This is a genomic window from Deltaproteobacteria bacterium, assembly GCA_013151235.1.
Lineage (GTDB): Bacteria > CG2-30-53-67 > CG2-30-53-67 > CG2-30-53-67 > CG2-30-53-67 > JAADIO01.
In genome coordinates this window covers 1-24,422 of sequence record JAADIO010000009.1, presented here as the reverse complement: position 1 = coordinate 24,422, position 24,422 = coordinate 1, and the positions used below count along the sequence as shown (strand labels likewise).

Genomic DNA, 24,422 nt, shown 5'->3' with positions numbered 1-24,422 from the left:
CCCGATGGGGCCGCTCTCCAGCATGATGGTCAGGGCCAATATCTTTCCCACTCCCGGAATGCTGAGGAGAAAACTGTGGGATGCATTCAAAGCCATCTTTTTCAGAACTACCGATTCAATCTGTTGGATCTTACGGGTCAGAAAGTCGATCGCCTCTTTGCTGACGCTGCCGGCAAGGGCCAGGTCCTCATTCTCTTCCAACAGAGGATGGATCCGGTTTTCTTTCAGCCTCTTCACATCATTCACATTGATCTTGAACCCGCAGTTTCGGCTGACAATATTCTGAAGACTGATAATCAGGGACGTTCTGAGCCTGACCAGGTGACCCCGTTTTCGGAGCAAATCCCGAACCGGACGTTCCTCCTTGGGATAGATATATCCCTCCGGTAAAATCCCTAAGCGTAACATCTCTGCCAACCAAAAGGCATCGTGCTTATCATCCATATGTTTCAACCCGGAGTACTTCTGAATGGCCGAAGGGTTGGCCAGATGCATGCTATACCCTGCGTCCATGAGAAGGTCAACCAGCCAGTACCAGTTGTATGTCGATTCTACCACAATCCCCTCAATATCTTTCCCATGGGGTTTTAGAGCATCCAAAATGACATTGCCTTCATTGGGAAGCTTTTTCTTCCCAATCCGATTTCCCTTCTCATCAATAATCCCGAGATAACTATTGTTTGAATGCAGATCAAATGCTGTGTACAATTTCATCTGGCACCTCCTTTGAAAGGTTTTGGGTTACCTCAGCATACCAAAATTCGTTGGTATGCTGGGGAGGTGCCTTTTATATGATTATCAGACCATGGTAACGGATAGGTATAACAGCTACCCACCCCTTCCCCCATATAGTCTTAAAACACTCATTTCGCCCATGAAAAGAAAAAGATTGTTTACATCGAAAGGGTCCGGACCCATTACGGGGAATCAATGGCCGAGGGGTCAAGCAAGCGTTGAGTAAGAGCGGACCGGAATCCGACAAAGACAAGCTGTAATAAAGAATTGACATCCATATACAACCCTGCTATTTTTAAGTATATCAAAACAATAACCCTGCCAAAATTATGTATATAAAACGTGATCTCGAAGCAATTATCAGAAAATATCTTCCCACGCCTGAGATACTGGCTATTATTGGTCCACGCCAATCCGGAAAAACTACACTTTTAAAACAAATTGTGAAGTCGCTCAGTAAGGCTGTCTTTCTGGACTTTGAGGACCGGGACCTTTTGAGCCTTTTCAACACGGATATCAAAGCCTTCTTCAATATTCATGTAAAGGGAGCGGACTATCTTATCATTGACGAGTTTCAGTATGCCGCGGACGGAGGCCAAAAGCTGAAATACCTTTATGACACCTACGGGATCAAGATTATTATTTCAGGGTCATCGGTGTTGGACCTCACCCATCAGGCCATCAAATACCTGGTGGGCCGCATCTTTATTTTTCACCTTCCCGTCTTTACCTTCCAGGAGTGCCTGGCCTACAGGGAGCCGGGACTTTATGAAAACGTCTATCTCGATGCCAAGGAGAAGACGGATCGCTACATGCAGGGCAAACGAAAGACACCCCCGAAACTTTCTGAACACGTCGGCCGGGAGATCCTTAAACACTATCACGAATATGCCATTTTCGGCGGGTATCCCAGGGTCGTACTTGCTGAGGGCAAGAAAGAGAAAATAACGGTTTTAAAAAATATCTATAATACGTATCTGCTGCGGGAGATTCGAGACATCCTGCAGTTGAGCACGGAGAATGAATTGCGGAAACTTGTGAAGGCGCTCTCTCTTCAGGCCGGGTCTATGATCGTGCATAACGAACTGGGCCAAGTCTCATCTCTCAACTTCAGCCGGCTCCGAAGCCATTTGGCCATACTGGAGAAGACGTTTGTCATTAAAAGACTGACTCCTTTTTGCAAGAACAGACGTACGGAAATTGCCAAGACTCCAAAAGTCTATTTCTGGGATAACGGCTTCCGCAATATGGTCATCAATAATTTCCAGCCTCTGGACGAAAGGACGGACAGGGGATGCCTAAATGAAAATTTTGTGGCAGGGCAGTTGTTGAAAAGGGGCTACGAGGTTCATTATTGGCGTACAAAATCCAAAGCCGAGATCGATTTCGTGATCGAGGCCCAAGGGCTGAATATTGCTATAGAGGTGAAATCCCTATTAGCTTCGAATAAGGGAGGCAGGGCGGTGTTTCATTTCAGGGAAAAGTATCCGGTGGACAGAATGATCGTATTGTCTGAGAATTACTGTTTCTTTGACAGGAACAAGGATATTGCATTTCTGCCTGTCTATCTTGTTTAGGTTTTTGGGGGTATCTTGATATATTATTTGGAGGATTGAACCGAAACCATGAAAAAACCTGAAAAATTAAGAGAGGGCGATGCAGTCCTCAAGTATCTGAAGACGAAGACCTCAAAACCCGTCGGGATGAAGGAGATCGCCCGAAACCTGAAGGTCTTTTCCGGCCGGCCCGGGTCCTTGAGGCGTGTACTGAAATCCCTTACAAGTTCAGGCAGTATATACAGGACCCGTTCCGGTCTGTACGGCATTGCAGACAAAATGAACCTGATCACCGGAGAATTTCAGGGGCACAGGGACGGCTACGGTTTTATCCTGCCGGAGAAATCAGAAGAAGCGGATCTCTTTATTCCCAGGAGAAAGACCATGGGTGCGATGTCCGGAGACCGGGTCATCGCGAGGGTGGAAAGCCATAAAAAGAGGGACGGCGCGATCATCAAGATCCTCCAGCGTGCCCGCAAGAGGATCATCGGAAAGCTGTGTCATGAGAAAGGGAGCTATTTTGTTGCACCTAAGGGGAAAAACCTTCCCTTTGATGTCCTTGTCAGCAACGCTAACAGGAAGGGGGCAAAGAGCGGCAACCTTGTTTTGGTCGAGCTTACAACTTATCCGACACCGACGAGACCTCCCGAGGGACGTATCCTGAAGGTCCTTCCGGATGCTGATAACCCCGGAGTTGAGATCGATATGATCATCGAGGAGCACTCCCTTCCCCGCAGGTTTGCCCCCGCGGTGCTTAAGGAGGCAAAGGGGTTCAGTCCGGCGATACGTCCCGGGAGCCGGGTCGACTGCCGCGGTCTTACGACGGTCACGATTGACGGGGTGGACGCCAAGGATTTCGATGACGCCATATCGATTAAAAAGATAAAAGGCGGTTTTATTCTCTATGTACATATCGCGGATGTCAGCCATTATGTCCGGTGGGAGTCCGGGATTGATATTGAGGCAAGACGGAGGGGTACCAGCGTCTATTTTCCCGGGCAGGTGATTCCGATGCTTCCGGAAACGCTCTCGAACAATCTCTGTAGCCTCTTGCCAAAAACGGACAGGTTTGCCTTTACGGCTGAGATGCATGTAAACACGGACGGGAAGATGACGAAGAAGGCCTTTTATCCAAGCGTCATCAACAGCAATGAGAGGTTGACCTATACCGAAGTCGGCAGGATCCTCATGGATCATGATCCGGTTGAAAGGAAGAGATACGATTCTCTCCTGGAGGACCTTGAGACGATGGGGGAGTTGTACGAGATCCTGAAAAGATCGAGGGTAAAACGGGGAAGTCTCGATTTTGACCTGCCTGAACCGTATATACTCCTTGATCTGCAGGGGAGCCCCGAGGCGATCATGAAGACGGAGAGGAACATAAGTCACATGATCATAGAGGAATTTATGATCGCAGCCAATGAGGCCGTATCCTCCTATATTGAAGGTCTCGATGTGCCGTCTCTCTACAGGGTCCATGAAGAGCCGGATAATTCCAAACTCGACGAATTAAGACCGATCTTAAAGACGTTCGGTCTTCAGCCCAGGGGGGCGGGTGCCGCCGCGTTCCGGTCCATACTGAAGAAGATCCAGGGAAAGAAGGAGGCTCCCATGCTGAATATCCTTCTGCTGAGGTCCCTGAAGCAGGCGAAATACTCAACTGAGAATACAGGCCATTTCGGCCTTGCGTCAAAGAGCTACACCCACTTCACCTCCCCGATAAGGCGCTACCCGGACCTGGTTGTCCACAGGGTACTTAAGGATATTCTCTCCGGCAAGGGTATCACGGACAAGAAGAGGAGTTATCTCCAGGGTGTTCTACCGGAGATCGCCGCTCATTCTTCAGCCACCGAGCGAACGGCCGACGAGGCGGAGAGAGAGATTGTCAGAGCAATGCGAACATGGTTTATGAAGGACAAGGTCGGAAACGAATACGTTGGGTTCGTTACAAGTGTTAATGCTCACGGCCTGAGGATTCAGCTTAAGGAGATTTTTGTGGAGGGTTTTCTTCGTGTCTCCTCCATGTCCGATGACTATTACAGGTTCGATGAAGACCGGTTCAGGCTCATCGGGAGAAGGAAAAAGAAAAGTTTCACCATTGGGGATGAAATAACGGTCAGGGTAGAGAATGTTGACATTGAAGATAGAGAAATCACCTTCGGGCCGGTCTGAAACTTACCCGAAACGAAAGCGTTCCCGGGATCGCTCGCCGAGGGGTCAAGTACGGTGTGGTCTCTGCGGTGAGGTTTGTTTCTATTTGAGTAAGGGCGAACTGTCACGCCGCTTCCAATAAGGGGAAAGCTCCCGAAGTCGGCTGATAATGAAAGGGAGTTTTTCGAGGATGTAGTCAACCTCTTCCTCGGTGTTGAACCGGCTGAGGGAGAAGCGGATCGATCCGTGAGCACAGGTATAGGGAACCCCCATAGCCCGGAGAACGTGGGAGGGCTCCAACGATCCCGAGGTGCAGGCCGAACCGGAAGAAGCGGCGATCCCTTCCCGGCTCATGAGCAGCAGGATCCCCTCCCCTTCGATATATTCGAAGCTGATGTTCGTCGTATTCGGAAGACGGTGATCGGGATGACCGTTGATGTAGGCGTAGGGTACGGCCTCCAGGAGTCCCTGTTCCAGGCGGTCCCGGAGGGCCCGGACCCGCCGGTTTTCCTCTTCCATCTGTTCCGCAGCCAACACACAGGCCCGGCCCAGGCCGATGATGGAGGGGACGTTTTCCGTCCCGCCCCGCCGCCCCTGTTCCTGGTGCCCCCCGATGAGGAAGGGGCGGAAACGCGTTCCCTTCCGAACGTAAAGAACACCGATCCCTTTGGAAGCGTGGAGTTTGTGGCCGGAGATGGCAAGGAGATCGATCCGGATCTTTGCCATGTCGATTCCGACCTTCCCCACGGCCTGCACGGCATCGCAATGAAAAATAGCTCCCTTCTCGTGAACGATTTCTGCAATCTCCTCTACGGGAAAGATCACCCCTGTCTCGTTGTTGGCGTACATAACGGAGACGATCGCCGTCCCGGGTGTGATGGCATCCCGGAGCTGGTCTAGATCAAGTTCCCCCTGCCGGTCGACGGGAAGTTCCGTTACGCTGCACCCTTCCCGGGCCAGTTCCCGACAAAGGTTCAGCACCGCGGGATGTTCCACCCGGGTCGTCACGATGTGATGCTTCTCCGGGTAGGACTTCAGGGTCCCCCGGATCGCCGTGTTGTTGCTCTCGGTACCACAGCTCGTGAAAAGGATCTCTGAAGGATCGGCGCCGATCAGATCGGCCACCTGCCGCCGGGCACGGGTCATGGCCTCCCCGACCTGCCCGCCGAAGAGATGCATACTGGAGGGGTTCCCGTAGAGGTCGGTAAAATAAGGAAGCATCGCATCGAGTACCTGAGGATCAACCTTCGTTGTGGCATTGTTGTCCATGTAGACCGTTTTCATGACTCCACCTCTTCTACGGTAAGCTCTTCGGAAACAAACTCCCGGAGCTTCGCCTCGACACTCATCTTCAGGGTAACTGATGATGCGGCACACCCGGCACAACTTCCCCGGAGGGCGACCTGCACCCGGTCGCCGTCGATATCAATCAGTTCGATATCACCGCCGTCGGCATTCAGGGCGGGCCGGATCTCCCGTTCAAGGGTCTCCATGATCCGCTGCATCTTCTCGATGTTGGTCAGTTTACCCCTGGATCGGACGCGCCGCTCCACACCGGACGGGGGCCGCATCTCGTGACGGACCCGCTCCAGGATCCCGGCGATTTGCGGCTTGCACTCCCCACACCCCCCGCCGGCCTTGCAGTAGTGGGTTACGTCATCAACGGTCTTCAGGTTGTTCTCCCGAACGACCCGTTCAATCTTCTTGTCGGTCACGCCGAAACACTTGCAGACGATCTCCCCTTCCCGGTCTTCCGCCGGCGTCTCGATTCCCCGGTAGTTATTGATTGCCGCCTCCAGGGCCTCCATCCCCATGACGGAGCAGTGCATCTTTTCCGGGGGAAGTCCGTCGAGGTAAGCGGCAATATCCCGGTTCGTAACCTTGGCCGCTTCATCGAGGGTCTTCCCCTTGATCATCTCCGTCAGGGCCGACGAAGAGGCAATGGCGCTCCCGCACCCGAAGGTCTGGAATTTCGCATCGACGATCCGCTCGTCTTCGTCGACCTTCAGGGTCAGCCGGAGGGCATCGCCGCAGGTGATGTTCCCCACTTCCGCCACGGCATCGGCGTTCTCAATCTCCCCGGCGTTGCGGGGATTCAGGAAATGATCCATCATCTTTTGCGAATAGTTCCACATGGTCTCAGCGCCTCCCTGTTCAATTTGTTTTACTATACCACAAGGGGTGCAAAACCGTCAGCGGGGTGTGGAACACCATTTGCCTTCTCTTTTTTTGTTCGGTATGATAGCAAGAGTTGCGGCCCAATGGCAGGAACCATTCTGTAGGAGCGGAATCCATGCATCATGAAACTCCATCTCTTCCCGCATCGGTCAATGACCTGGAACGACAGTACCGAAGCCTGTCCGTCCTCTATGAGATCGCCCTCACCGTTGGGCAGACCCTGGAACTCAAACCGATCCTCGATGAGGCACTCTCCCGGATCATCGATTTCATGGGGGTCGATTCCGGCGTGATCTACGTCATCAATGATTCCACCATGGAGATGGTCCCCGTCTCCTTCCGGAATCTCAGCGATTCCGCAGTCAGGGACCTCTCCGAAAAGAAGGTCAAGATCGGGGAGTGCATGTGCGGCAAAATCGCCGAATGCAATCAGGAGGTCATCATCGATTCCCATGCATCGGAGGATCCCCGCTTTACCCGGGATGCGATCCGACGGGAAGAAATGGAATTCTATGCCGGGCTCCCCCTGGCTGCCAAGGGAAAGGTCGTCGGCGTCCTCTGCGTCATTACCCATACCCCTTACACCCCCGACCCGGATCTGCTCAGCATCCTCCGGGCCGCCACGGTTCCGTTGAGCCTGGCCATCGAGAATGCACAGATTTTCGAAAAGGTCCGGAACAAGGCGGACCTGCAGCGGCGCTACTACAATTTCCGGGGGATTATCTCCTGCAGTGACCGGATGGAAGAGGTCCTCAAACTGGTTCGAAAGATCACCGACATGCCGTCGAGCATCCTCATTTCCGGGGAGAGCGGGACCGGCAAGGAACTGATCGCCCGGGCGATCCACTACAACAGTTTCCGCAGGGAGAAGCCCTTCATTTCCGTCAACTGTGCCGCCTTTCCCGAATCCCTTCTCGAATCGGAGTTCTTCGGACATACCCGGGGGGCCTTCACCGGTGCCACATCAAAACGGAAAGGATTATTTGAAGAGGCCCACGGCGGATCTTTGTTCCTGGATGAAGTGGAGGCGATGAGCCCCGCCCTGCAGGCCAAACTTCTACGAGTCCTCCAGGACGGGACCTTCTTCAAGGTCGGTAGCACAACCCCCGTCACCGTCGATGTCCGGATCATCGCCGCGACCAATAAGGACCTGTCCGAAGCGGTGGAATCGAAGACATTCCGGGAAGATCTCTTCTACCGGTTGAATGTCATTCGGATTGCACTTCCGCCTCTTCGGGAAAGAGGGGAAGATATTCCGCTCCTCGCCCGGTATTTTCTGGAACGCTTTGCAAAAAGAACGGGGAAAAATATCCGGCGGGTCTCCGGAGAGACCATGGAACTCCTTCTACGTCACCCCTGGCCCGGGAACGTGCGGGAACTGGAGAACGCCATTGAACGGGCCATCGCCGTCACGGAAGGCGATACGATTGAGCCGGAAGACCTCCCGACCGCTCTCACCCTTCAGAAGAATCTTCCGGAGGGAAACTGGTCCCTCGATGCGATGGAAAAGACCCATATCCTGAAGGTACTGAACATGACGCAGGGAAACAAAAAGAAGGCAGCGAAACTTTTAAAGATCGACACTTCGACCCTTTGGAGAAAGCTGAAGAAACATCAATGATTGCAACTTGCAATCCGTCGCCATCATCTTACATGGGCAGAGGGAACCGGTCGCGGCGTTCCACCCCAACAGAACCCCGCAAAACATTGCAATTTGCAACATTTGCACTAAAATATCTCATCCTCCCTCTTTCAAAGACAAAACAGATCTTCTCTTTGCACAAAGTATTCTCAAGGAAGCTCTTCTCTCCGGAAAATCCCAACACAATAATGACTCTATAAATCAACCGGTTATCTTTCGATATTTATAGATACTCTTCGGTCTGGACATTTCCCGGACAACAATCGGACTGATCTTGCGAAAGTGTTGGTACAAGACTTGCAGAATCTATTCTCGTTAATTTATGTTTCATTCATCCTTACAACCGAAAAGGAGGTATCATCATGACGATGCTCAATGGACTTGAACTGGAAAAATTGGGAGCAACCGTAGAAGGGGTCAAACAGAATTGGACCGCTGGCAAGACCGTCTGGAAGGCCAACACAAAATGGAAAGGAGGATTCAAGGTCTGGACCTGCTCTCGAGACTTCACCCTCCTGGCCGACGAACCGGAGATGCTCTGCGGAACCGACACGGCGGCCAACCCGGTCGAGATGGTCCTTCAGGCCTACGGCGCCTGCCTGACCATCGGCTATGCCATGAACGCCGCGGCCCGGGGAATCGAACTGGAAGACATCAATATCGACCTGGAAGGGGAGATCGATCTGCCGGGTTTCCTCGGCCTGGAGCCTCCGGAAGAACTGAACATGGACAAACTTCCGGGCTACAAGAATATCAAGGCAACCGTCAAGATCAAAGGGAAAGCAGATGCACAGGCGCTGCAGGATCTCCATGAACATGTGATTAAAACCTCTCCCGTCGGGGTCACCCTGAGTCGACCGGTGGCGATCGAGACAAAACTGGAGGTGCAATGATCAACGAGGAAAAAGAACGGTCCACCGATCATGCCGGGAGCAAGAGTATGGCCGACCTCTATGTCGTGCTCCTGGCCTCCGGCTTTGATAATATCGCCCGGGCCCGCTCGGCCTTCATGTTCGCAAGCCTCGCCGCCGCCGCCGATTACCGGACGGTCCTCTACTGTATTCAGGCAGGGGTAGAACTCATGGTTCAAGGAGCCATTGAAAAAGAGGAGACCCCCCTACCGGGGGTCCCAACCCTCACCCAACGGATCGAGGAAGCCCTCGACCTGGGCGTCGAGATTCAGTGTTGCACCCAGACCATGGCGAACAAGAAGATCACGGAAGCGGATCTTCTACCGGGCGTCCGGGCGGCGGGGGCGATGAGCCTGATTGAACTCACGGCGGAAGCAAAGGGTTCGATCTCTCTGTAAAGCAATAGTGCCCGCAGTCCGGATAGTGCGTGAAAAACATTTCTTTCGGGGAACTTGACTTTCGATTATTGTACAGTTATCATATGTAATTGATATGGAAAGTTTACAGAGACAGCGCAGGTCACAGTGGAGCTTCAGGATATCCTTTCTCGCGGTATTCTTGTTGCTTCTCCAGACCACTCCCGCATTCTGCTCCTGTCTGCCGGGGAATCATTCCTCAGGCATGGAACAGCAGGCCGGGGCGGTCGAGGGTTGCCAAAGTTCAGCGGCAGATCAAAGGTGCAATCCGGACACTTCGCAGAAAGGGACTTCCTCTTCGCATTCCCATGCGGTTCAATGCCCTCTCTGTAACTGCAGCCTGATTCTTTCACAAGGGATCTCTTCCCCGGTTTTTCATCCCGATGGAAATCAGGGTTCTTTTTTCAGCACCCTTTCGGTGGTGGAAGGAGCAGTCTACCCCGCTTCCGGTAATCCGTCATTCCTTTACAGGTCCTTACTTTTTCCACAAGGGACACGTTCCGTTTTCCTGCTCAACAGCGCCTTTCTGATCTGAATCACTCCTTACAGGTCGAGCCGTCCGGATTCTTCAGTTCCGCTGAAAGAACGGTCTGTCTACAGGTATGGGGACACCTCCTGCCTCTTAAGGCCAGGCCTACGACGACCCGTCCCGTGCCGCAATCCAACCCGGCAAATGTTTTTTAAGGAGTGAGACATGAATTCTGAAACCATACATAAGAAACCTGTTCCTTCGGCGGAAAATTTCATCCGATTTCAGACAACCGGAATGGTAGGAAGATCGGTCGCGACCCTCGTGATCCCCGAAGGGATGGAAGGAAACCTCGAATACGAATCCCGGGTCGGAAGCGATTCCTTCCTTCTCGCCTATGCAGATGGCCGCTGCGATCAATCCGGAGAAACTCCCTGGATTGCCATGGGGCCGAACCTCCCGGTCACCCGGCTCCATCCGGGGATCTGGAAGTTCTGGATCTTCAATGAAAGCCACGGCTGGTTCGAGAATGTGCTTGCCCGTTTTATCCCCTCGGACCGATCCGTGGGGACGATCCTGATCAAGACGACCCCGAAAGAGGGAAGCCGAATTCAAAGCCGGATTTTCTACCAGATCCACCTGATTTCACGGACGAAGTAGAGAGGGATCTTTCCCGTGCAAAATCGGAAAGCTCCTTTTTATCTCGATTCCACAGGACTTTAATCTCAAAAACGAGGCAAACATGAAGGCTGATGCCGAGTACACCATCCCGAACCTTTTTTCTCCCAGCAGGACCGGTTTGTCCTCTCCCGGGATTCCCGGGGAGAACTGCTCCGGAGAATTGACAGGGTCCCTCTTCTGGGATATCTTCGGAAAGAACTTCAAACTGTTTGAAATTCCAGACATTTTTTATCCATGCTGCACTTAAGAAAGGAGCGCAGAATGGCACAGGGTTTACTGCTTGCAATTTCCATATGGGGAATCTTTCTAACCGGGGTGTTCCCGGCGGTCTCATACGGACAGGAGAGACTCACACTGAAGGTACTGATCGATGAGGCCGTCAAGGCAAATCCCGAGATCCGTACCCTCAAAAACCGGGTAGAATCCTTCCGGGCGGCGACCCCGCAGGCGGGCGCCCTTCCCGATCCCATGCTGACCATCGGCGTCGATAACGTCCCGGTTTCCAATCCCTCGTTCGACGCCTTTCTGCCGACGTCAAAAGTGATCGGCCTCTCCCAAAAGTTTCCCTTTCCGGGCAAACTGGCCCTGAAGGAAAAGGCGGCATCTCTCCGGGCCGACTCCATGGATGCCCTCTACCGGGACCGGGTCACGGAGATCATCCGGCGGGTCAAGGACGCCTATTTCGATCTCCTCTTTATCAATGAGTCCATCCGGATCAACAAACGAAACCGAGACCTTCTCTCCGGCCTGGCCGACGTGGCCGCAACCAAGTATTCCGTCGGGAAGGGTCTGCAGCAGGATGTGCTGAAGGCCCAGGTGGAACTCTCCGGGATTATCAATGAACTGATTGTCCTTCATCAAAAGAAAGAGACGGCAAAGGCCCGGATCAATACACTCCTCAACCGGGCGCCGGAGACACCGCTGGCGGATCCGGAGGAGCGGCCCGCCACGCCTTTTCCTTTCACCCTGAAGGAACTGGAAACAAAGGCCCTCAAAAAGAGTCTGCCTCTGCAGGCGGCGCAGAAACTGATTGAAGGGAGCGAGGCGGACCTTCACTTTGCCGAAAAGGCCATCCTGCCCGACTTCAACTTCGCCGTCACCTACAAGCAGCGGGAAGAGGGGGCCAACTTTCCCGGCAATGACTGGTTCAGCGCCTTTGTCACCGTTAACATTCCGCTCTATGCCAAAAGGAAACAGCGCCAGGGGGTGATCGAATCCCAGGCGGAACTGGCCCGGAGGGAGTCGACCTATAACGAAGTGAAGAACCGGGTTCTCTTTGCGATTCAAGATACGTTTGCCGAGATCGCAAAGGAGAAAAACCTGATCCGGCTTTACAAAAAAGGGTTTCTGCCCCAGGCCCGGCAGTCCCTGGACTCCGCTATTTCAGGGTACCAGGTCAACAAGGTTGATTTTCTGACCCTCGTTGACAACCAGCTTACCCTGTTGAAATTCGAATTGGCCTATGCCCGCACTTTGACCGACTACGAGAAGCAATTGGCCAAGATGGAGGCGATTGTTGATGAAAGACTCTTTTAACGGGAAACGGTCCTTTTTCGCAATGCCTGGAAACGCGATGAACAAACATGAGGGGAAATTATGAACATCCGAAAACCGATCTTAATATTGATTCTCCTGGCAGCGACGCTTTATACCGGCTACCAATTCGGGCGCACTTCCCATCCGGAGAAATCCCCCGCCATGGGAAAGAGTTCCGCAAACGGAGGGCGGAAGGCCAGAAAGGTCAAGTACTGGCAGGCCCCGATGGACCCGACTTATATCCGGGACAAACCGGGCAAGTCTCCCATGGGAATGGACCTGATCCCGGTCTATGAAGGAGAGGAAGACAAGAGCGAGCCGGGTACGATCAGAATCGATCCGGTCACCGTGCAGGACATCGGTGTCCGGACCGCTCCGGTCGAACGAAGGGCGCTCTCCCGGACTATCCGGACCGTGGGCCGTGTCGGCTACGATGAAAGGCGTGTGGAACATATTCATACCAAAATGGAAGGGTGGGTAGAAAAACTCTACGTCGATTTTCTCGGGCAGGATGTCGACAAGGGCACCGCCCTTCTTTCCATCTACAGCCCGGAGTTGGTCTCCACCCAGCAGGAATACCTGCTCGCATTGAAATACAAAAAGTCCCTCGGTGCAAGCCCCTTTTCCACCGTTTCGGAAGGAGCGGATACCCTGCTCTCCTCCACCCGGAAACGGCTGGAACTTTTCGACATCACCTCCCGGCAGATCGATCAGATCGAAAAGAGCAACGAGATCAGGAAGGACCTTGTTCTCCATTCCCCTACCCGCGGCGTGGTCATTGATAAAAAGGTACAGGAGGGGATGTACGTCAAACCGGGGATGAATCTTTATACGATCGCCGACATCTCCGATGTCTGGGTCTATGCCGACATCTATGAGTATGAGCTTCCCTGGCTGCGTTTGGGGCAGGATGTAAAAATGACTCTTTCCTACCTTCCGGGAAGAGCGTACCGGGGGAAGATCTCGTACATCTACCCCTTTCTCGACAAAAAGACACGAACCGTCAAGGTCCGGATGGAATTCAGGAATCCGGACTGGAAACTGAAACCGGACATGTATGCCAATGTCTCGATCCGTTCGAGGGTATCGAAATCCACGCTCGTGATCCCGGAGGAAGCCATTCTTCGTTCCGGTGAGAAAAACATTGTTATTCTCAGCCGGGGCGAAGGGAAGTTTCTCCCCCGCGATGTCAAGCTCGGCGCCGAGGGCGAAGGGTATTACCAGATTCTTTCCGGCCTGACCGAAGGGGAACGGGTCGTAACCTCGGCACAGTTCCTGATCGACTCCGAAAGCAATCTCAAAGAGGCGATCAACAAGATGTTGGAAGCAAAGAAAGTTCCGGCAAAGAAAACAGCAATGAAAGAGATGAAGAATATGAAGGGCATGAAGACGGCCCCGCCTCTGCCGGAGACGATCCGGACCTCCATGGAGCGGATCCTGGAGGATTACCTGGTCATTCAGCGAAAACTCAAGTCCGACACCCTGGAAGGGATCAAACCTTCGGTCGTGGAGATGGCAACACTCGCTGAGAAGATAAAGGTCGCGGACAAGGACCGGAGCCTGGCCGGGACCACGAGGGCACTGACCGTCTCTGCGCCCGAATTGTTATCCGGAAATATCAAGACCGTCCGGAAGGGGTTCAAGACGATCAGCCAAGCCTTGGCCGATTATGTCAAGGACCGGGACCCGAAGGGCGCCAGGGCGCTGGGACTCTCCATCTTCTACTGTCCCATGGTCAAGGAACCGTGGTTGCAGAAAGGAACAACGGCGGAGAACCCGTACCTGGGAAAGAAGATGCTGAACTGCGGCAACGAAATTTCTTATTAGAGAATCTTATTCACCATGAAGGACATGAAGAACAAGGATAAAATATGCTTGAAAAAATCATTGAACTTTCCATTAAAAATCGTTTTCTGGTGATCCTCGGAACAGCCTTTATCCTGTTCTGGGGTGCCTATACGATGACGAAGATCCCCCTCGACGCGATCCCGGATCTTTCGGATGTCCAGGTCATCGTCTTTACAAAATATCCCGGCCAGGCGCCGCAGGTCGTTGAGGATCAGGTTACCTATCCCCTGACCACGGCCATGCTTGCCGTGCCCTACGCAAAGGTGGTGCGGGGATACTCCTTCTTCGGCTTCTCCTTTGTCTATATTATTTTCGAAGACGGGACCGACCTCTACTGGGCCAGAAGCCGCGTGCTGGAATACCTGAATTATGCGGCCAAGAGACTTCCGCCGGGGGTCACCCCCTCTCTCGGCCCCGATGCCACCGGCGTGGGGTGGGTCTACGAATATGCCCTGGTTGACAAGACAGGCCGGAATGACTTGGCCAAACTTCGCAGCATCCAGGACTGGTATCTCCGGTATCAGTTGGCCGCCGTACCCGGTGTCTCCGAGGTCGCCTCCATCGGGGGGTATGTCAAACAGTATCAGGTGGAGGTCGACCCGAACAAACTCCTGGCCTACAATATTCCCCTCTCCAAGGTGAAAAAGGCCATACAGCGCTCCAATAATGATGTGGGGGGACGGTTGATCGAGATGGCCGAAACCGAATACATGGTCCGCGGGCTGGGTTATATACATTCCATTGAGGATGTCAAAAACATCCCCGTCGGCGCGGACAAGAACGGGACCCCCGTCCTGATCCGGAATATCGCGGACGTACACCTCGGCCCGGAACTGAGACGGGGAATCGCCGAACTGAACGGAGAGGGGGAAACAGCCGGCGGGGTCGTCATCATGCGGTACGGCGAGAACGCCTTGGCCACAATCAACCGCGTAAAAAAGAAACTGGCCGAGTTGAAGGCAGGACTTCCCAAAGGCGTGGAAATCGTCCCGGTTTATGATCGCTCCGGCCTGATCCAGCGGGCGGTCGATACTCTCAAGGAAAAACTGGTGGAGGAATCGATCGTCGTGGCCCTGGTCTGTATTATTTTTCTCCTCCATTTCCGTTCCGCCTTCGTTGCAATCTTTACGCTCCCGGTCGGAATCCTGATGGCCTTCATCGTCATGTCCCGACAAGGACTGAATGCCAATATCATGTCTCTGGGAGGAATCGCAATCGCCATCGGGGCGATGATCGATGCGGCCATCGTCATGATCGAAAACGCCCACAAGCACCTGGAACGGGACGAAGGGAAGAAAGATCACTGGGAGATTATCCTCGACGCATCGAAACAGGTGGGGCCGGCCCTTTTCTTCTCTCTTTTGATCATTACCCTCTCCTTCCTCCCGATTTTTACCCTCCAGGCCCAGGAGGGAAGACTTTTCAAACCGCTCGCCTTCACCAAGACCTACTCCATGGCGGCGGCCGCTCTTCTCTCCGTGACCCTGGTTCCGGTGATGATGGGGTACTTTGTCCGGACGACTCTCCTGCCGTCCCACTGGACGACACGAAAACAGCGGGTCGTTTCGCTCCTTGCAGGAGGTCTCTCCTTCCTGTTCCTGTGGGGAGTTCTGAAACTTTTTACGGGCGGTCTCGCTGCCTTCAGCCTTCCCATCGCGGGGATCACGGCCGCGATCATCTTTATCGTCCTCTGGCCCCAAAAGGTCGCAAAAGAAGAGAAAAACCCGGTGAACCGTTTTCTGATCTGGATCTATCGGCCGATCATCACAAAGGTTTTAAAGTACCGGAAGACGACGATTCTCCTCGCCCTTCTCTGTATCCTGACACTGCTCCCTTTCAACCGGCTCGTGGTGCAGAAGGTGCACAATCCTTTCCTGAAGTCCGTTCTGGAAAAGGTCGATACCCTCTTTCCGCTCGAGAAGATCGGCGGGGAGTTCATGCCTCCCCTTTACGAAGGGGACCTCCTCTACATGCCGACGACCCTGCCGGGGATCTCAATTACCAAGGCCAAGGAACTGTTGCAACAGACCGACAAGATCATTAAAACCTTTCCCGAGGTCCATCATGTCTTCGGGAAGATCGGCCGGGCCGATACCGCAACCGACCCGGCACCGCTGTCCATGCTGGAGACCACGATCATGCTGAAGCCGGAAGACCAGTGGCGGAAGATCCCGGTAAAACGGTGGTTTTCATCCTGGCCCGGTTTCCTCAAGAAACCGCTTGCCAAGATCTGGCCCGAGGAACGGACGATCACGGTCAAGGAACTGATTCACAAGCTCAACCAGGCGATCCGGTTCCCCGGTGTCACCAATGCCTGGACCATGCCGATCAAAACCCGGATCGACATGCTCTCCACCGGAATCAAGACCCCCGTGGGGATCAAGATCATGGGTGATGATCTCTCGGTTCTCTCCGACCTGGGAAAGAAGATCGAGGCAATCGTCCGCAAACTGCCGGGGACCCTCTCGGCCTACTCGGAACGTGTCGTAGGCGGTTACTACTTCGACTATAAGATCCGGAGGAAGGAGGCGGCCCGTTACGGGTTAACCGTAGGAGATGTCGAGGATGTGATCCAGTCCGCCGTGGGTGGGATGAACATCACGGAGACAGTGGAAGGGCTGGAACGCTATCCCGTCAACCTCCGTTACGGCAGAGGATTCCGGAACTCCCTGCAGCAACTGAGAAGGATACTGGTCCCCACCCCCCAAGGGGCACAGGTCCCCATCACCCAGTTGGCGGATATCTCGATTCACCAGGGACCGCCTTCGATCAAAAGCGAAAACTCCCGGCGCACGGCCTGGATTTATGTGGACTTAAAGAGCAGTGACGTGGCAACCTATGTAAAAAACGCGCAGAAGGTCATTCGTGAAGAGGTCTCACTGCCGCCCGGATACAGCATCGTCTGGTCGGGCCAGTACGAATACATGGAACGCGCCAATCAGCGCCTCAAGGTTGTGATCCCCGTGACGCTTCTGATCATCTTCCTTCTGCTCTACCTGAACTTCCGGAACGTGCCGGAGAGTCTGATCGTCATGCTCTCTCTCCCCTTCGCCATCGTCGGGGGGGTCTGGTTCCTCCATTTGCTGCACTATAATATGAGTATTGCCGTCGGGGTCGGCTTTATCGCCCTGGCCGGTGTGGCGGCGGAGACGGGGGTGGTCATGCTGATCTACCTCGATCAGGCCTATGAGGAAAAATTGCATGAAAAAGGCGGCCCCCTCTCCCTCACCGACCTCTACAGCGCCGTCATGAGCGGCGCCGTGGAGCGGGTCCGTCCCAAGATGATGACGGTCATGGCGATCATGGCCGGACTCTTCCCGCTCTTCTGGGGGCATGGAGCCGGAGCCGACACCATGCGGCGAATCGCCGCCCCCATGATCGGCGGGATGGTCACCTCCACGGTCCTGACCCTCATCGTCATTCCCGCCATCTATGCCATCTGGCGGGGACAGGGAACTCGGGGCCCGGAACCGAAAATCGGGAATTAGGGATTGAAAATTAAAAATTGAGAACAGGAAAACCAAACAAGGAGGCAAAAATGAAAAAGCAGAGTCTGATCTTATCCGGAATCCTATCCATTCTTATGGCCCTCTCTTTTTGCACCCTCCTCCCCGCGGAAGAAGGGGGGATGCAGGGAATGAAGGGACACAACATGAAAGGGATGATGGAGAAAACAATGGGCAAGACCGTGACAGACCCGGTCTGCGGGATGAAGATTAACCCCGAAACGGCGGCCGGGGGCAAGATGGAATACGAAGGGAAGACCTACTACTTCTGCGGCGATGCCGACCGGAAGGCCTTTGAACAGGATCCTGCAAAATACATCAAAAAAACAAAGGAAGACTCCCATCACGGCATGAAGATGAAACACGAAGAAAATAAAACGGATCAGGAGGAACACCATGAGATGGAAATGGAAGGAAACAAAAGTGAAGGACAGGAAGATCACCACATGATGGGAGAGTCCCACTGGATGGCCCCGGCCGAAGCGGCGGAAAAGATCAACCCCGTGAAGGCAACAAAGAACTCCATCGCAAAGGGAAAAACGATCTTCGAACAACGGTGCATCATCTGTCACGGGAAGGACGCAAAGGGAACAGGCGCCCTGGCCGACAGCCTCAACCCCAAACCGGCGGACCTGACCGGCTGGATGGTCCGCATGCATCCGGATGGAGATATCTTCTACAAGATCTCCAGAGGACGGGGCGCCATGCCTGCCTGGAAAACAACGACCTCCGAAGAGGACCGATGGAACGTAATCAACTATATCCGGTCCCTGAACAACGAAAAATAAAGATGCATAAAATGCCTTTTTCATGTTTTGCTTTTCTCTGCGACCTCCGCGACTCTGCGGTGATTGCTTTTCGCCTTTGATTTTGTTCTTCCTATGATTTATTTTTCTCCGTGTGTTCCGTGGTAAATTTCTTTTGAAGTGCTTGTTGGAGTTTACTCAGTAGCGCCCCGTAAAGTAGTCCTCCAATATCCGTCCATGATCAAAAGCCAGTTTTCCCGGCAGGGTCTTCCTCGTAAAGGTCCCCGTTTCCTTCGCATCATCGGCCGCTTTCGGGGTCCCTTCAGCTTTCGCAATAAATACGGTGGAAATATTATGCTGCCGGGGATCCCGGGCCGGATCGGAGTAGGAGTGAAACTGCCGGATCAGGGTCACATCGAGTCCGGTCTCCTCTTTTGCTTCGCGGACCGCCGCCGTCTCCAGCGACTCCCCGTAATCGACAAAGCCCCCCGGCAGGGCCCAGCCGTGGGGGGGATTCTTCCGTTGAATCAGGACGATCCCCTTTTCTTCCAGCTCAATAATAAGATCCACCGTGGGAAACGGGTTACGTGGTTTGTCCGTTATCAAGTGCCTCTCCTTTCTTCCCCCAGGTAAAAACAGATGGGCCGTTGTATAATTTCGATCCCCGCCGACAGCCGGCCGTCCTCATAAGCGGATTATAGCCCAATCCGGATGAATCGCCAATGGAAAGACCCGGCATTTTTCCTTTGGAAAACCGGGATAATTATGGTATAGTTTCCCTGAATTATTGTATGGTAAGAGCATTATTTGTTTTCAAAAGGTCTGAAGGAATGAGGATCGGAGAACCGATGGAACATCTTTTTCTCCGGCATTTCCCGCTATCTGAAAAATGACCATATTCATGGCCCTTTTCGACTTCATTTAATAGCTCACCTTTGAGGCAACCCTACCCGAAAGTGGAGACTGATTGAAACTCCCACCGTTGAAGATCAAAAATATCGAGGTTCCCTATCCGATTATCCAGGGAGGGATGGGAGTCGGTATCTCCTGGGACAATCTCGCCGGAAACGTCGCAAAGAACGGCTGTATCGGCATTATCTCCGGGGTCTGTACCGGTTACCGATATCCCGATTTCGTCGAGACGCTGAAAGGAAGGCCCCTCAAACCAGCCAACCTGCACCATCGGGAATCCTTGATTAGAATCGTGAAGAGTGCCAAGGAAATCGCCGGAGGGAACGGAGCGGTGGGAGTCAATATCCTCCATTGCATCACCGAATACGGCCGGGTCGTGAAGGATGCCGTCGATGCCGGGGCCGACCTGATCATCACCGGGGCCGGGATTCCGCTGAGACTCCCCGAGTATGCGGAAAATCCCGAAATCGCCCTGGTGCCGATCGTCTCATCGGCCCGGGTGCTGAAGATTATCTGCAAAAGCTGGAAGCATCGTTACAACCGTCTTCCCGATGCCGTGGTCATGGAAGGACCGAAATCGGGCGGACACCAGGGGTACACCCTGGAACAGTGCCGGGACCCCCAATACGCACTGGAAAAGATCCTGCCGGAAGTCCTGGAAGAAGCCGCCAAATGGGGGGAGATCCCGGTGATCGCCGCCGGAGGGATCTGGGACCGGGCCGATATCGAAAGTTTTCTCAGGATGGGTGCCGCCGGCGTCCAGATGGCTACACGGTTCATTGGAACCTACGAGTGTGATGCCTCCCCCGGATTCAAGCAGGTCGTCCTCAATGCCGGGAAAGAAGATATTGCATTGATGAAATCCCCCGTCGGCTATCCGGCCCGGGGAGTAATCTCACACCTGCAAAAGACCATCGAAGAAGGGACCGCTCCGAAGATCGAGTGTATTTCAAACTGTATCGTCCCCTGCAATCATGGGGAGAAATCCCGGAAGGTGGGCTATTGCATTGCCGACCGATTGAGCGATGCCGTCCGGGGAGATCAGAAAACGGGGCTCTTCTTCTCCGGCAGCAACGGCTGGCGCGTGAAGGAACTGGTTCATGTGAAAGACCTGATCGAGGAATTGACGGCAGAGGTCCCCGTCGCGGAAAAGACCCTCAACTCCTGAACATCCATGGATCGAAACGGTCGATCCGTCTTATTTGTCCTCCTCCAGCCCCAGGCTCTTGATCTTCCGGTGGAGATTGCTCCGCTCAATCTGGAGAACCTTGGCCGTTTTTGAGACATTCCAGTCGTTTTCGATCAACTTACGGCGGATATACTCCCCTTCGAAAGCAAGGCGGGCCTCCCGGAGGCTTCCCGCGTAGCCCGAATCTTCCGCTTGCCCGACATCCACACGGATTCCCGCCGGAATCTCGTCCGCCCCGATGGTCTCCTTACGGACCATGATCATGATCCGTTCCACGATATTCTTCAGTTCCCGTACATTTCCCGGCCAGTGGTATTCCCGGAGGAGTTCCATCCCTTCCTCAAGGAAGGACTTCTGCTTGACGCCGTTTACCCGGGCGTACTCTTCCACGAAATGACGGACCAGGAGGGGGATATCCTCCCGCCGTTCCCGGAGGGGAGGGGCGCGAAAGGGGATAACATTCAACCGGTAGAAAAGGTCCTCCCTGAATCGTTCTTCCCGGATTTCCTTTTCCAGGTCACGGTTGGTCGCCGCAATCACCCGAACGTCAACGTCAAAGGCCTCCGATCCACCGACACGCTGAACGGTCTGTTCCTGGAGGACCCGCAACACCTTAGCCTGGGTGGAAAGACTCATATCTCCGATCTCGTCCAAAAAGAGGGTGCCGCCGTCGGCCTGTTCAAACTTTCCCTTTCGGCGGGTCACGGCACCGGTAAAGGAGCCCTTCTCATGGCCGAAGAGTTCCGATTCAATAAGATCCTGTGGAATGGCGGCACAGTTGACTTCGATAAAAGGTTTTGCGGAACGTCCGCTGTGGAGATGAATCTGTCGGGCGATCAGTTCCTTGCCGGTCCCGTTCTCTCCGAAGATCAGCACCCGGCCCTTGCTCGGACCGGCGATCTCGATTTGGGTCTTGAGTTCCCGAATAACCGCCGACTCCCCGATGATTTCGTAGTCCGCGACAAAACGTCGGCGAAGTCTCCGGTTCTCCTCGGCCAGCCGCTTCTTTTCAAGGGCATTCTCAATGATAATGATCAGCTTGTCGGCGGAAAGGGGCTTTTCGGAAAAATCGTAGGCCCCGTACTTCGTCGCGCGGACGGCTGTTTCGATCGTCCCGTGCCCGGACATCATGATCACCAGTGCCTCGGGCGCCTGTTCCCGGATCTTTTTCAAAACTTCAATCCCGTCCATGCCGGGGAGCCAGACATCGAGAAGGGTTACATCGGGAGCCACTTCAGGAAAAATCCGCAAGGCCTCTTCGCCGGAGGAAGCCTTCTCCACGGTGAACCCTTCATCCTCGAGAATATCGGTCAAGGTCTTCAGAATGCTCATTTCATCATCCACAAGGAGGATTCGTGCTTTCGACATGGCAATTTTCCTTCCGTACTCTTTTTTCTTTCGCTACGCCGCCGTGGGAAGTTCAATGATAAAGCGGGTCCCCCGGGGCGTATTGTCCTTGACCCGGATGTAACCGCCGTGGTCCTTGATGATCCGGTCAACGATGGCCAACCCAAGACCGGTCCCCGATTTCTTCCGGGAGAAATAGGGGAGAAAGAGTTTTCCCTTGTCTTCCGGAGGAATCCCGATCCCTTCATCACAGACCTCGAGGGTGGCCATCTGCAGGTCCGGATTGTAACGGGTCGTAATCCGGATCCTCCCCTCGCCGTCCATGGCCTCCACGGCATTCTCCAACAGGTTGATCAGGACCCGCCGCAGCTGTTCCCGATCCACATGGATCACGGGAAGACTCTCGTCCAGTTCCCGGACCAGCTCGATCCCCCGGTGTCCTTCATAGAGGGCACAGACCTCGGAAACGATTTCATGCAGATTGTTCGGGGTGGGGCGGGCATCGGGCATCTTGGCAAACTGGGAAAACTCGTTGACCAGCCGTTTTAACCCATCCACTTCACGGATGATCGTTGCGGTGCACTCCTGCAGGACCTCATCGAGATCGTCGGACTTCTTCTCCTGCTTGCGCCGCAGACGCTGCGCCGAAAGCTGGATCGGGGTCAGGGGATTCTTGATCTCATGAGCGATCCTCCGGGCCACCTCCCGCCAGGCCGCCACCTTCTGGGCACGGACCAGCTCGGAAAAATCGTCGAGGACCACGACCGCCCCCAGATAGTTTCCCCGATCGTCTTCCAGGACCGTCACCTGGGTCTTCAGAAAGAGGGTCCGGGTCGGTGTCGGGAGCTGGAACTCCCGGCGAAAATTCTTTTTGTGACCTGTCGTCACCACCCGGATACTCTCCAGCAACTGGGGATAATGAAACACCCCGCGGTAATCCTTGCCCCGGGCCTGGACCATGGGGATGGCCAGCATCCGCTCCGCCGCCGGATTGATGGTGGTCACCTTTCCTTCCCAGTCGAGAGAAATCACGCCGGTATCGATGTTGCGGAGGATCGTTTCGATGTAACTCCGCCGCCGGTCGAGTTCCTCATTGGAGACCTTGAGTTCCACGTTGGTCCGTTCCAGATTCTCTTTGCTGCTCTTCAGATCGTTCATCATCTGGTTGAAGGAATCGACCAAACTTCCCACTTCATCCTTCGACTCCACGTCGATGACGAAATCGAGATCTCCCTCGGCAATCCGGTGCGTCGCCTCGGTTAATCCCTGGATCGGGATGGTGATCTTCCGGGCCTGGTAGAGCCCCACCCAGGTTGCGGAAAAGACGATCACCAGAGTGACCAGGAGGAGAAACATGACGTAGATCCCCTTGATCGGGTTTTTCAGCATCGCCTGATCCCGGTACTCGTTGAAGGCCTGGGTGATGTTCATCATCTTGGCCGTCAGGCTCTTTTGAACATAATAATTGACGACGAGGACACCGACCACATCCTTCCGGTTCCAGGAGGAGAGGATCGGAACGACCCCCCGGATGATGTCCCCCTCGCCGGCCGGTTCGCTGTCGGTGACTTCCTTTCCTTTCAGACCGATCTCGATAATCTCGGAACGGGGCCCGACAAAGGTTGTGGAAGGGACTTTGGGGTTCATCGCCTTGACCAGTTCCTCGTGGGTCGCGGAAAAAACCTCCACCACGCCGAGATTGTACTCCTTCTGCTTCCGGTTGATCAGTTCCTTCAGGGCATCCAGGGCTCCTTCATTGAGGAGCCGTTGGTCCGTAATCCGTTGGCTGATCTGCCGCCCGTAATAGAGGGCGTTGAGTTCCGAGTTCTTGTAATAGACCTTGGCGACGTCGAGGGATTCCTGGAGGGAACGGTCGACACGGGCGTTGAACCAGTTGTCGATACTGGAGGTAATGAGGAAACTGGCCGTGGTGAAGAGGAGGACGGACGGGACCAGCGAGAACCCGACGAAGGCGATGATCAGCTTGGTCTTGATTCGGGCACGGGGTTTGGTCTTCCTCCCTTCGAAATAGTATTTAATCAGGTTCCGGAAAACCATCAGGAGAAGGATGAGGGATAAAATGGCGATCACCAGTCCGAGGGCAAAGAGGACCACGTAATCGGAGACGGGGAAGGTCAGGGTTCCCCCGGTCCGGAGATGCCCCCGGGCCAGGAGGGTCACCCCGGACAGAAGCAGCAGCACGAGAACGGCAATCCAATAACGGCGGAAGGAACGGAGGGAAGGTTGTCTTTTCTGGTCCCGGCTCTGCATTTTCTCTTTTTTCTCAAGGCAATGGGGGTGTAGATAATTTCAAAAAATTATATAGCAGCCTGTGAAAAAAGTCCACGTTGAAAACATCAGAAGAGAAGATCCCGATCAAGAAGACAGGAGCGCCTTTCCCGGCAACTGAGCCGCCCCTTTATCGGGGATCAAGTACAACGGAATCTACTGAGAACGGGGATCTCCGCAAGAAATATGCGGAAAAGTCTGATATGTTGATGAAGTCGTAAAAGTCCGTTCGACCCTTCGACCCTTCGACCAGCTCAGGACAGGCGTGCTCAGGGCGAACGGTGTAAGTCATTGATATTCCGTTCGTGTG

Annotated in this window: 17 protein-coding genes and 1 pseudogene; 11 read left to right on the top strand and 7 right to left on the bottom strand. The window is 54.0% G+C overall.

The window, feature by feature from the left end; all coding sequences use genetic code 11:
• Window positions 1–258: 258 nt before the first annotated feature.
• Window positions 259–714 (bottom strand): annotated as a pseudogene (locus GXP58_02230) (IS110 family transposase).
• A 350-nt stretch (window positions 715–1,064) separates the two neighbouring features.
• On the opposite strand from GXP58_02230, the gene GXP58_02225 reads away from it, so the two are divergent.
• Both GXP58_02225 and rnr read left to right on the top strand, forming a co-directional pair.
• The gene (locus tag GXP58_02225) at window positions 1,065–2,312 is read left to right on the top strand and encodes an ATP-binding protein (GenBank protein ID NOY52418.1); all 1,248 of its coding nucleotides are present in this window, start codon (window positions 1,065–1,067) and stop codon (window positions 2,310–2,312) included.
• A gap of 48 nt (window positions 2,313–2,360) precedes the next feature.
• Window positions 2,361–4,463, top strand: a complete 2,103-nt coding sequence (rnr, locus tag GXP58_02220; protein ID NOY52417.1) for a ribonuclease R — start codon at window positions 2,361–2,363, stop codon at window positions 4,461–4,463.
• A gap of 81 nt (window positions 4,464–4,544) precedes the next feature.
• Here the strand turns inward: rnr and nifS are convergent, their stop codons facing one another.
• Window positions 4,545–5,726, bottom strand: a complete 1,182-nt coding sequence (gene nifS / locus GXP58_02215; protein ID NOY52416.1) for a cysteine desulfurase NifS — start codon at window positions 5,724–5,726, stop codon at window positions 4,545–4,547.
• Window positions 5,723–6,577, bottom strand: a complete 855-nt coding sequence (nifU, locus tag GXP58_02210) for a Fe-S cluster assembly protein NifU (GenBank protein ID NOY52415.1) — start codon at window positions 6,575–6,577, stop codon at window positions 5,723–5,725. Before nifU ends, nifS begins: the two co-directional genes overlap by 4 nt.
• Before the next feature lie 158 nt (window positions 6,578–6,735).
• Here nifU and GXP58_02205 point away from each other — a divergent pair, with 158 nt between their 5' ends.
• From GXP58_02205 to GXP58_02190, 4 genes are all read left to right on the top strand, one after another.
• The gene (locus GXP58_02205) at window positions 6,736–8,241 is read left to right on the top strand and encodes a sigma-54-dependent Fis family transcriptional regulator (GenBank protein ID NOY52414.1); all 1,506 of its coding nucleotides are present in this window, start codon (window positions 6,736–6,738) and stop codon (window positions 8,239–8,241) included.
• Window positions 8,242–8,624: 383 nt separating this feature from the next.
• Entirely contained in the window at window positions 8,625–9,155 is a 531-nt protein-coding gene (locus GXP58_02200) for an OsmC family protein (GenBank protein NOY52413.1), read from the top strand.
• Window positions 9,152–9,571, top strand: a complete 420-nt coding sequence (locus tag GXP58_02195; protein NOY52412.1) for a hypothetical protein — start codon at window positions 9,152–9,154, stop codon at window positions 9,569–9,571. Before GXP58_02200 ends, GXP58_02195 begins: the two co-directional genes overlap by 4 nt.
• A gap of 712 nt (window positions 9,572–10,283) precedes the next feature.
• Window positions 10,284–10,718 carry a hypothetical protein gene (locus GXP58_02190; protein NOY52411.1) on the top strand — a complete coding sequence of 145 codons (435 nt, stop codon included), beginning with the start codon at window positions 10,284–10,286 and terminating at the stop codon, window positions 10,716–10,718.
• On the opposite strand, the gene GXP58_02185 is transcribed toward GXP58_02190, so the two are convergent.
• Entirely contained in the window at window positions 10,704–10,964 is a 261-nt protein-coding gene (locus tag GXP58_02185) for a hypothetical protein (protein ID NOY52410.1), read from the bottom strand. The genes GXP58_02190 and GXP58_02185 overlap by 15 nt on opposite strands.
• 36 nt (window positions 10,965–11,000) lie before the next feature.
• Between GXP58_02185 and GXP58_02180 the strand changes: the two genes are divergently transcribed.
• Genes GXP58_02180 through GXP58_02165 form a run of 4 tightly spaced genes read left to right on the top strand, consistent with a single transcriptional unit; the run spans window position 11,001 to window position 18,417 of the window.
• On the top strand, window positions 11,001–12,275 hold the full coding sequence (locus GXP58_02180; protein NOY52409.1) for a TolC family protein: 1,275 nt from the start codon (window positions 11,001–11,003) through the stop codon (window positions 12,273–12,275).
• A 60-nt stretch (window positions 12,276–12,335) separates the two neighbouring features.
• Window positions 12,336–14,102 (top strand): efflux RND transporter periplasmic adaptor subunit, encoded by a 1,767-nt coding sequence (locus GXP58_02175; protein NOY52408.1) that lies wholly within the window; start codon window positions 12,336–12,338, stop codon window positions 14,100–14,102.
• A 44-nt stretch (window positions 14,103–14,146) separates the two neighbouring features.
• The gene (locus tag GXP58_02170; protein NOY52407.1) at window positions 14,147–17,611 is read left to right on the top strand and encodes an efflux RND transporter permease subunit; all 3,465 of its coding nucleotides are present in this window, start codon (window positions 14,147–14,149) and stop codon (window positions 17,609–17,611) included.
• 50 nt (window positions 17,612–17,661) lie between these two features.
• Window positions 17,662–18,417 (top strand): YHS domain-containing protein, encoded by a 756-nt coding sequence (locus GXP58_02165; GenBank protein ID NOY52406.1) that lies wholly within the window; start codon window positions 17,662–17,664, stop codon window positions 18,415–18,417.
• Window positions 18,418–18,573: 156 nt separating this feature from the next.
• Here the strand turns inward: GXP58_02165 and GXP58_02160 are convergent, their stop codons facing one another.
• On the bottom strand, window positions 18,574–18,978 hold the full coding sequence (locus GXP58_02160) for an NUDIX hydrolase (protein ID NOY52405.1): 405 nt from the start codon (window positions 18,976–18,978) through the stop codon (window positions 18,574–18,576).
• Window positions 18,979–19,342: 364 nt separating this feature from the next.
• Between GXP58_02160 and GXP58_02155 the strand changes: the two genes are divergently transcribed.
• A complete protein-coding gene (locus GXP58_02155; GenBank protein ID NOY52404.1) occupies window positions 19,343–20,455 on the top strand; it encodes a nitronate monooxygenase in 1,113 nt (370 codons plus the stop codon).
• A 30-nt stretch (window positions 20,456–20,485) separates the two neighbouring features.
• Here the strand turns inward: GXP58_02155 and GXP58_02150 are convergent, their stop codons facing one another.
• Complete coding sequence (locus tag GXP58_02150) at window positions 20,486–21,844, bottom strand: sigma-54-dependent Fis family transcriptional regulator (GenBank protein ID NOY52403.1); 1,359 nt, start codon at window positions 21,842–21,844, stop codon at window positions 20,486–20,488.
• A gap of 33 nt (window positions 21,845–21,877) precedes the next feature.
• Entirely contained in the window at window positions 21,878–24,094 is a 2,217-nt protein-coding gene (locus GXP58_02145) for a HAMP domain-containing protein (protein ID NOY52402.1), read from the bottom strand.
• Between the last annotated feature and the right edge of the window lie 328 nt (window positions 24,095–24,422).

What these genes read in the sequence shown, in the direction of transcription:
- GXP58_02225 (NOY52418.1), top strand. Translation starts at nt 1,065, where the DNA reads ATGTATATAAAACGTGATCTCGAAGCAATTATCAGAAAATATCTTCCC.
- rnr (NOY52417.1), top strand. Translation starts at nt 2,361, where the DNA reads ATGAAAAAACCTGAAAAATTAAGAGAGGGCGATGCAGTCCTCAAGTAT.
- nifS (NOY52416.1), bottom strand. Translation starts at nt 5,726, where the DNA reads ATGAAAACGGTCTACATGGACAACAATGCCACAACGAAGGTTGATCCT.
- nifU (NOY52415.1), bottom strand. Translation starts at nt 6,577, where the DNA reads ATGTGGAACTATTCGCAAAAGATGATGGATCATTTCCTGAATCCCCGC.
- GXP58_02205 (NOY52414.1), top strand. Translation starts at nt 6,736, where the DNA reads ATGCATCATGAAACTCCATCTCTTCCCGCATCGGTCAATGACCTGGAA.
- GXP58_02200 (NOY52413.1), top strand. Translation starts at nt 8,625, where the DNA reads ATGACGATGCTCAATGGACTTGAACTGGAAAAATTGGGAGCAACCGTA.
- GXP58_02195 (NOY52412.1), top strand. Translation starts at nt 9,152, where the DNA reads ATGATCAACGAGGAAAAAGAACGGTCCACCGATCATGCCGGGAGCAAG.
- GXP58_02190 (NOY52411.1), top strand. Translation starts at nt 10,284, where the DNA reads ATGAATTCTGAAACCATACATAAGAAACCTGTTCCTTCGGCGGAAAAT.
- GXP58_02185 (NOY52410.1), bottom strand. Translation starts at nt 10,964, where the DNA reads ATGTCTGGAATTTCAAACAGTTTGAAGTTCTTTCCGAAGATATCCCAG.
- GXP58_02180 (NOY52409.1), top strand. Translation starts at nt 11,001, where the DNA reads ATGGCACAGGGTTTACTGCTTGCAATTTCCATATGGGGAATCTTTCTA.
- GXP58_02175 (NOY52408.1), top strand. Translation starts at nt 12,336, where the DNA reads ATGAACATCCGAAAACCGATCTTAATATTGATTCTCCTGGCAGCGACG.
- GXP58_02170 (NOY52407.1), top strand. Translation starts at nt 14,147, where the DNA reads ATGCTTGAAAAAATCATTGAACTTTCCATTAAAAATCGTTTTCTGGTG.
- GXP58_02165 (NOY52406.1), top strand. Translation starts at nt 17,662, where the DNA reads ATGAAAAAGCAGAGTCTGATCTTATCCGGAATCCTATCCATTCTTATG.
- GXP58_02150 (NOY52403.1), bottom strand. Translation starts at nt 21,844, where the DNA reads ATGTCGAAAGCACGAATCCTCCTTGTGGATGATGAAATGAGCATTCTG.
- GXP58_02145 (NOY52402.1), bottom strand. Translation starts at nt 24,094, where the DNA reads ATGCAGAGCCGGGACCAGAAAAGACAACCTTCCCTCCGTTCCTTCCGC.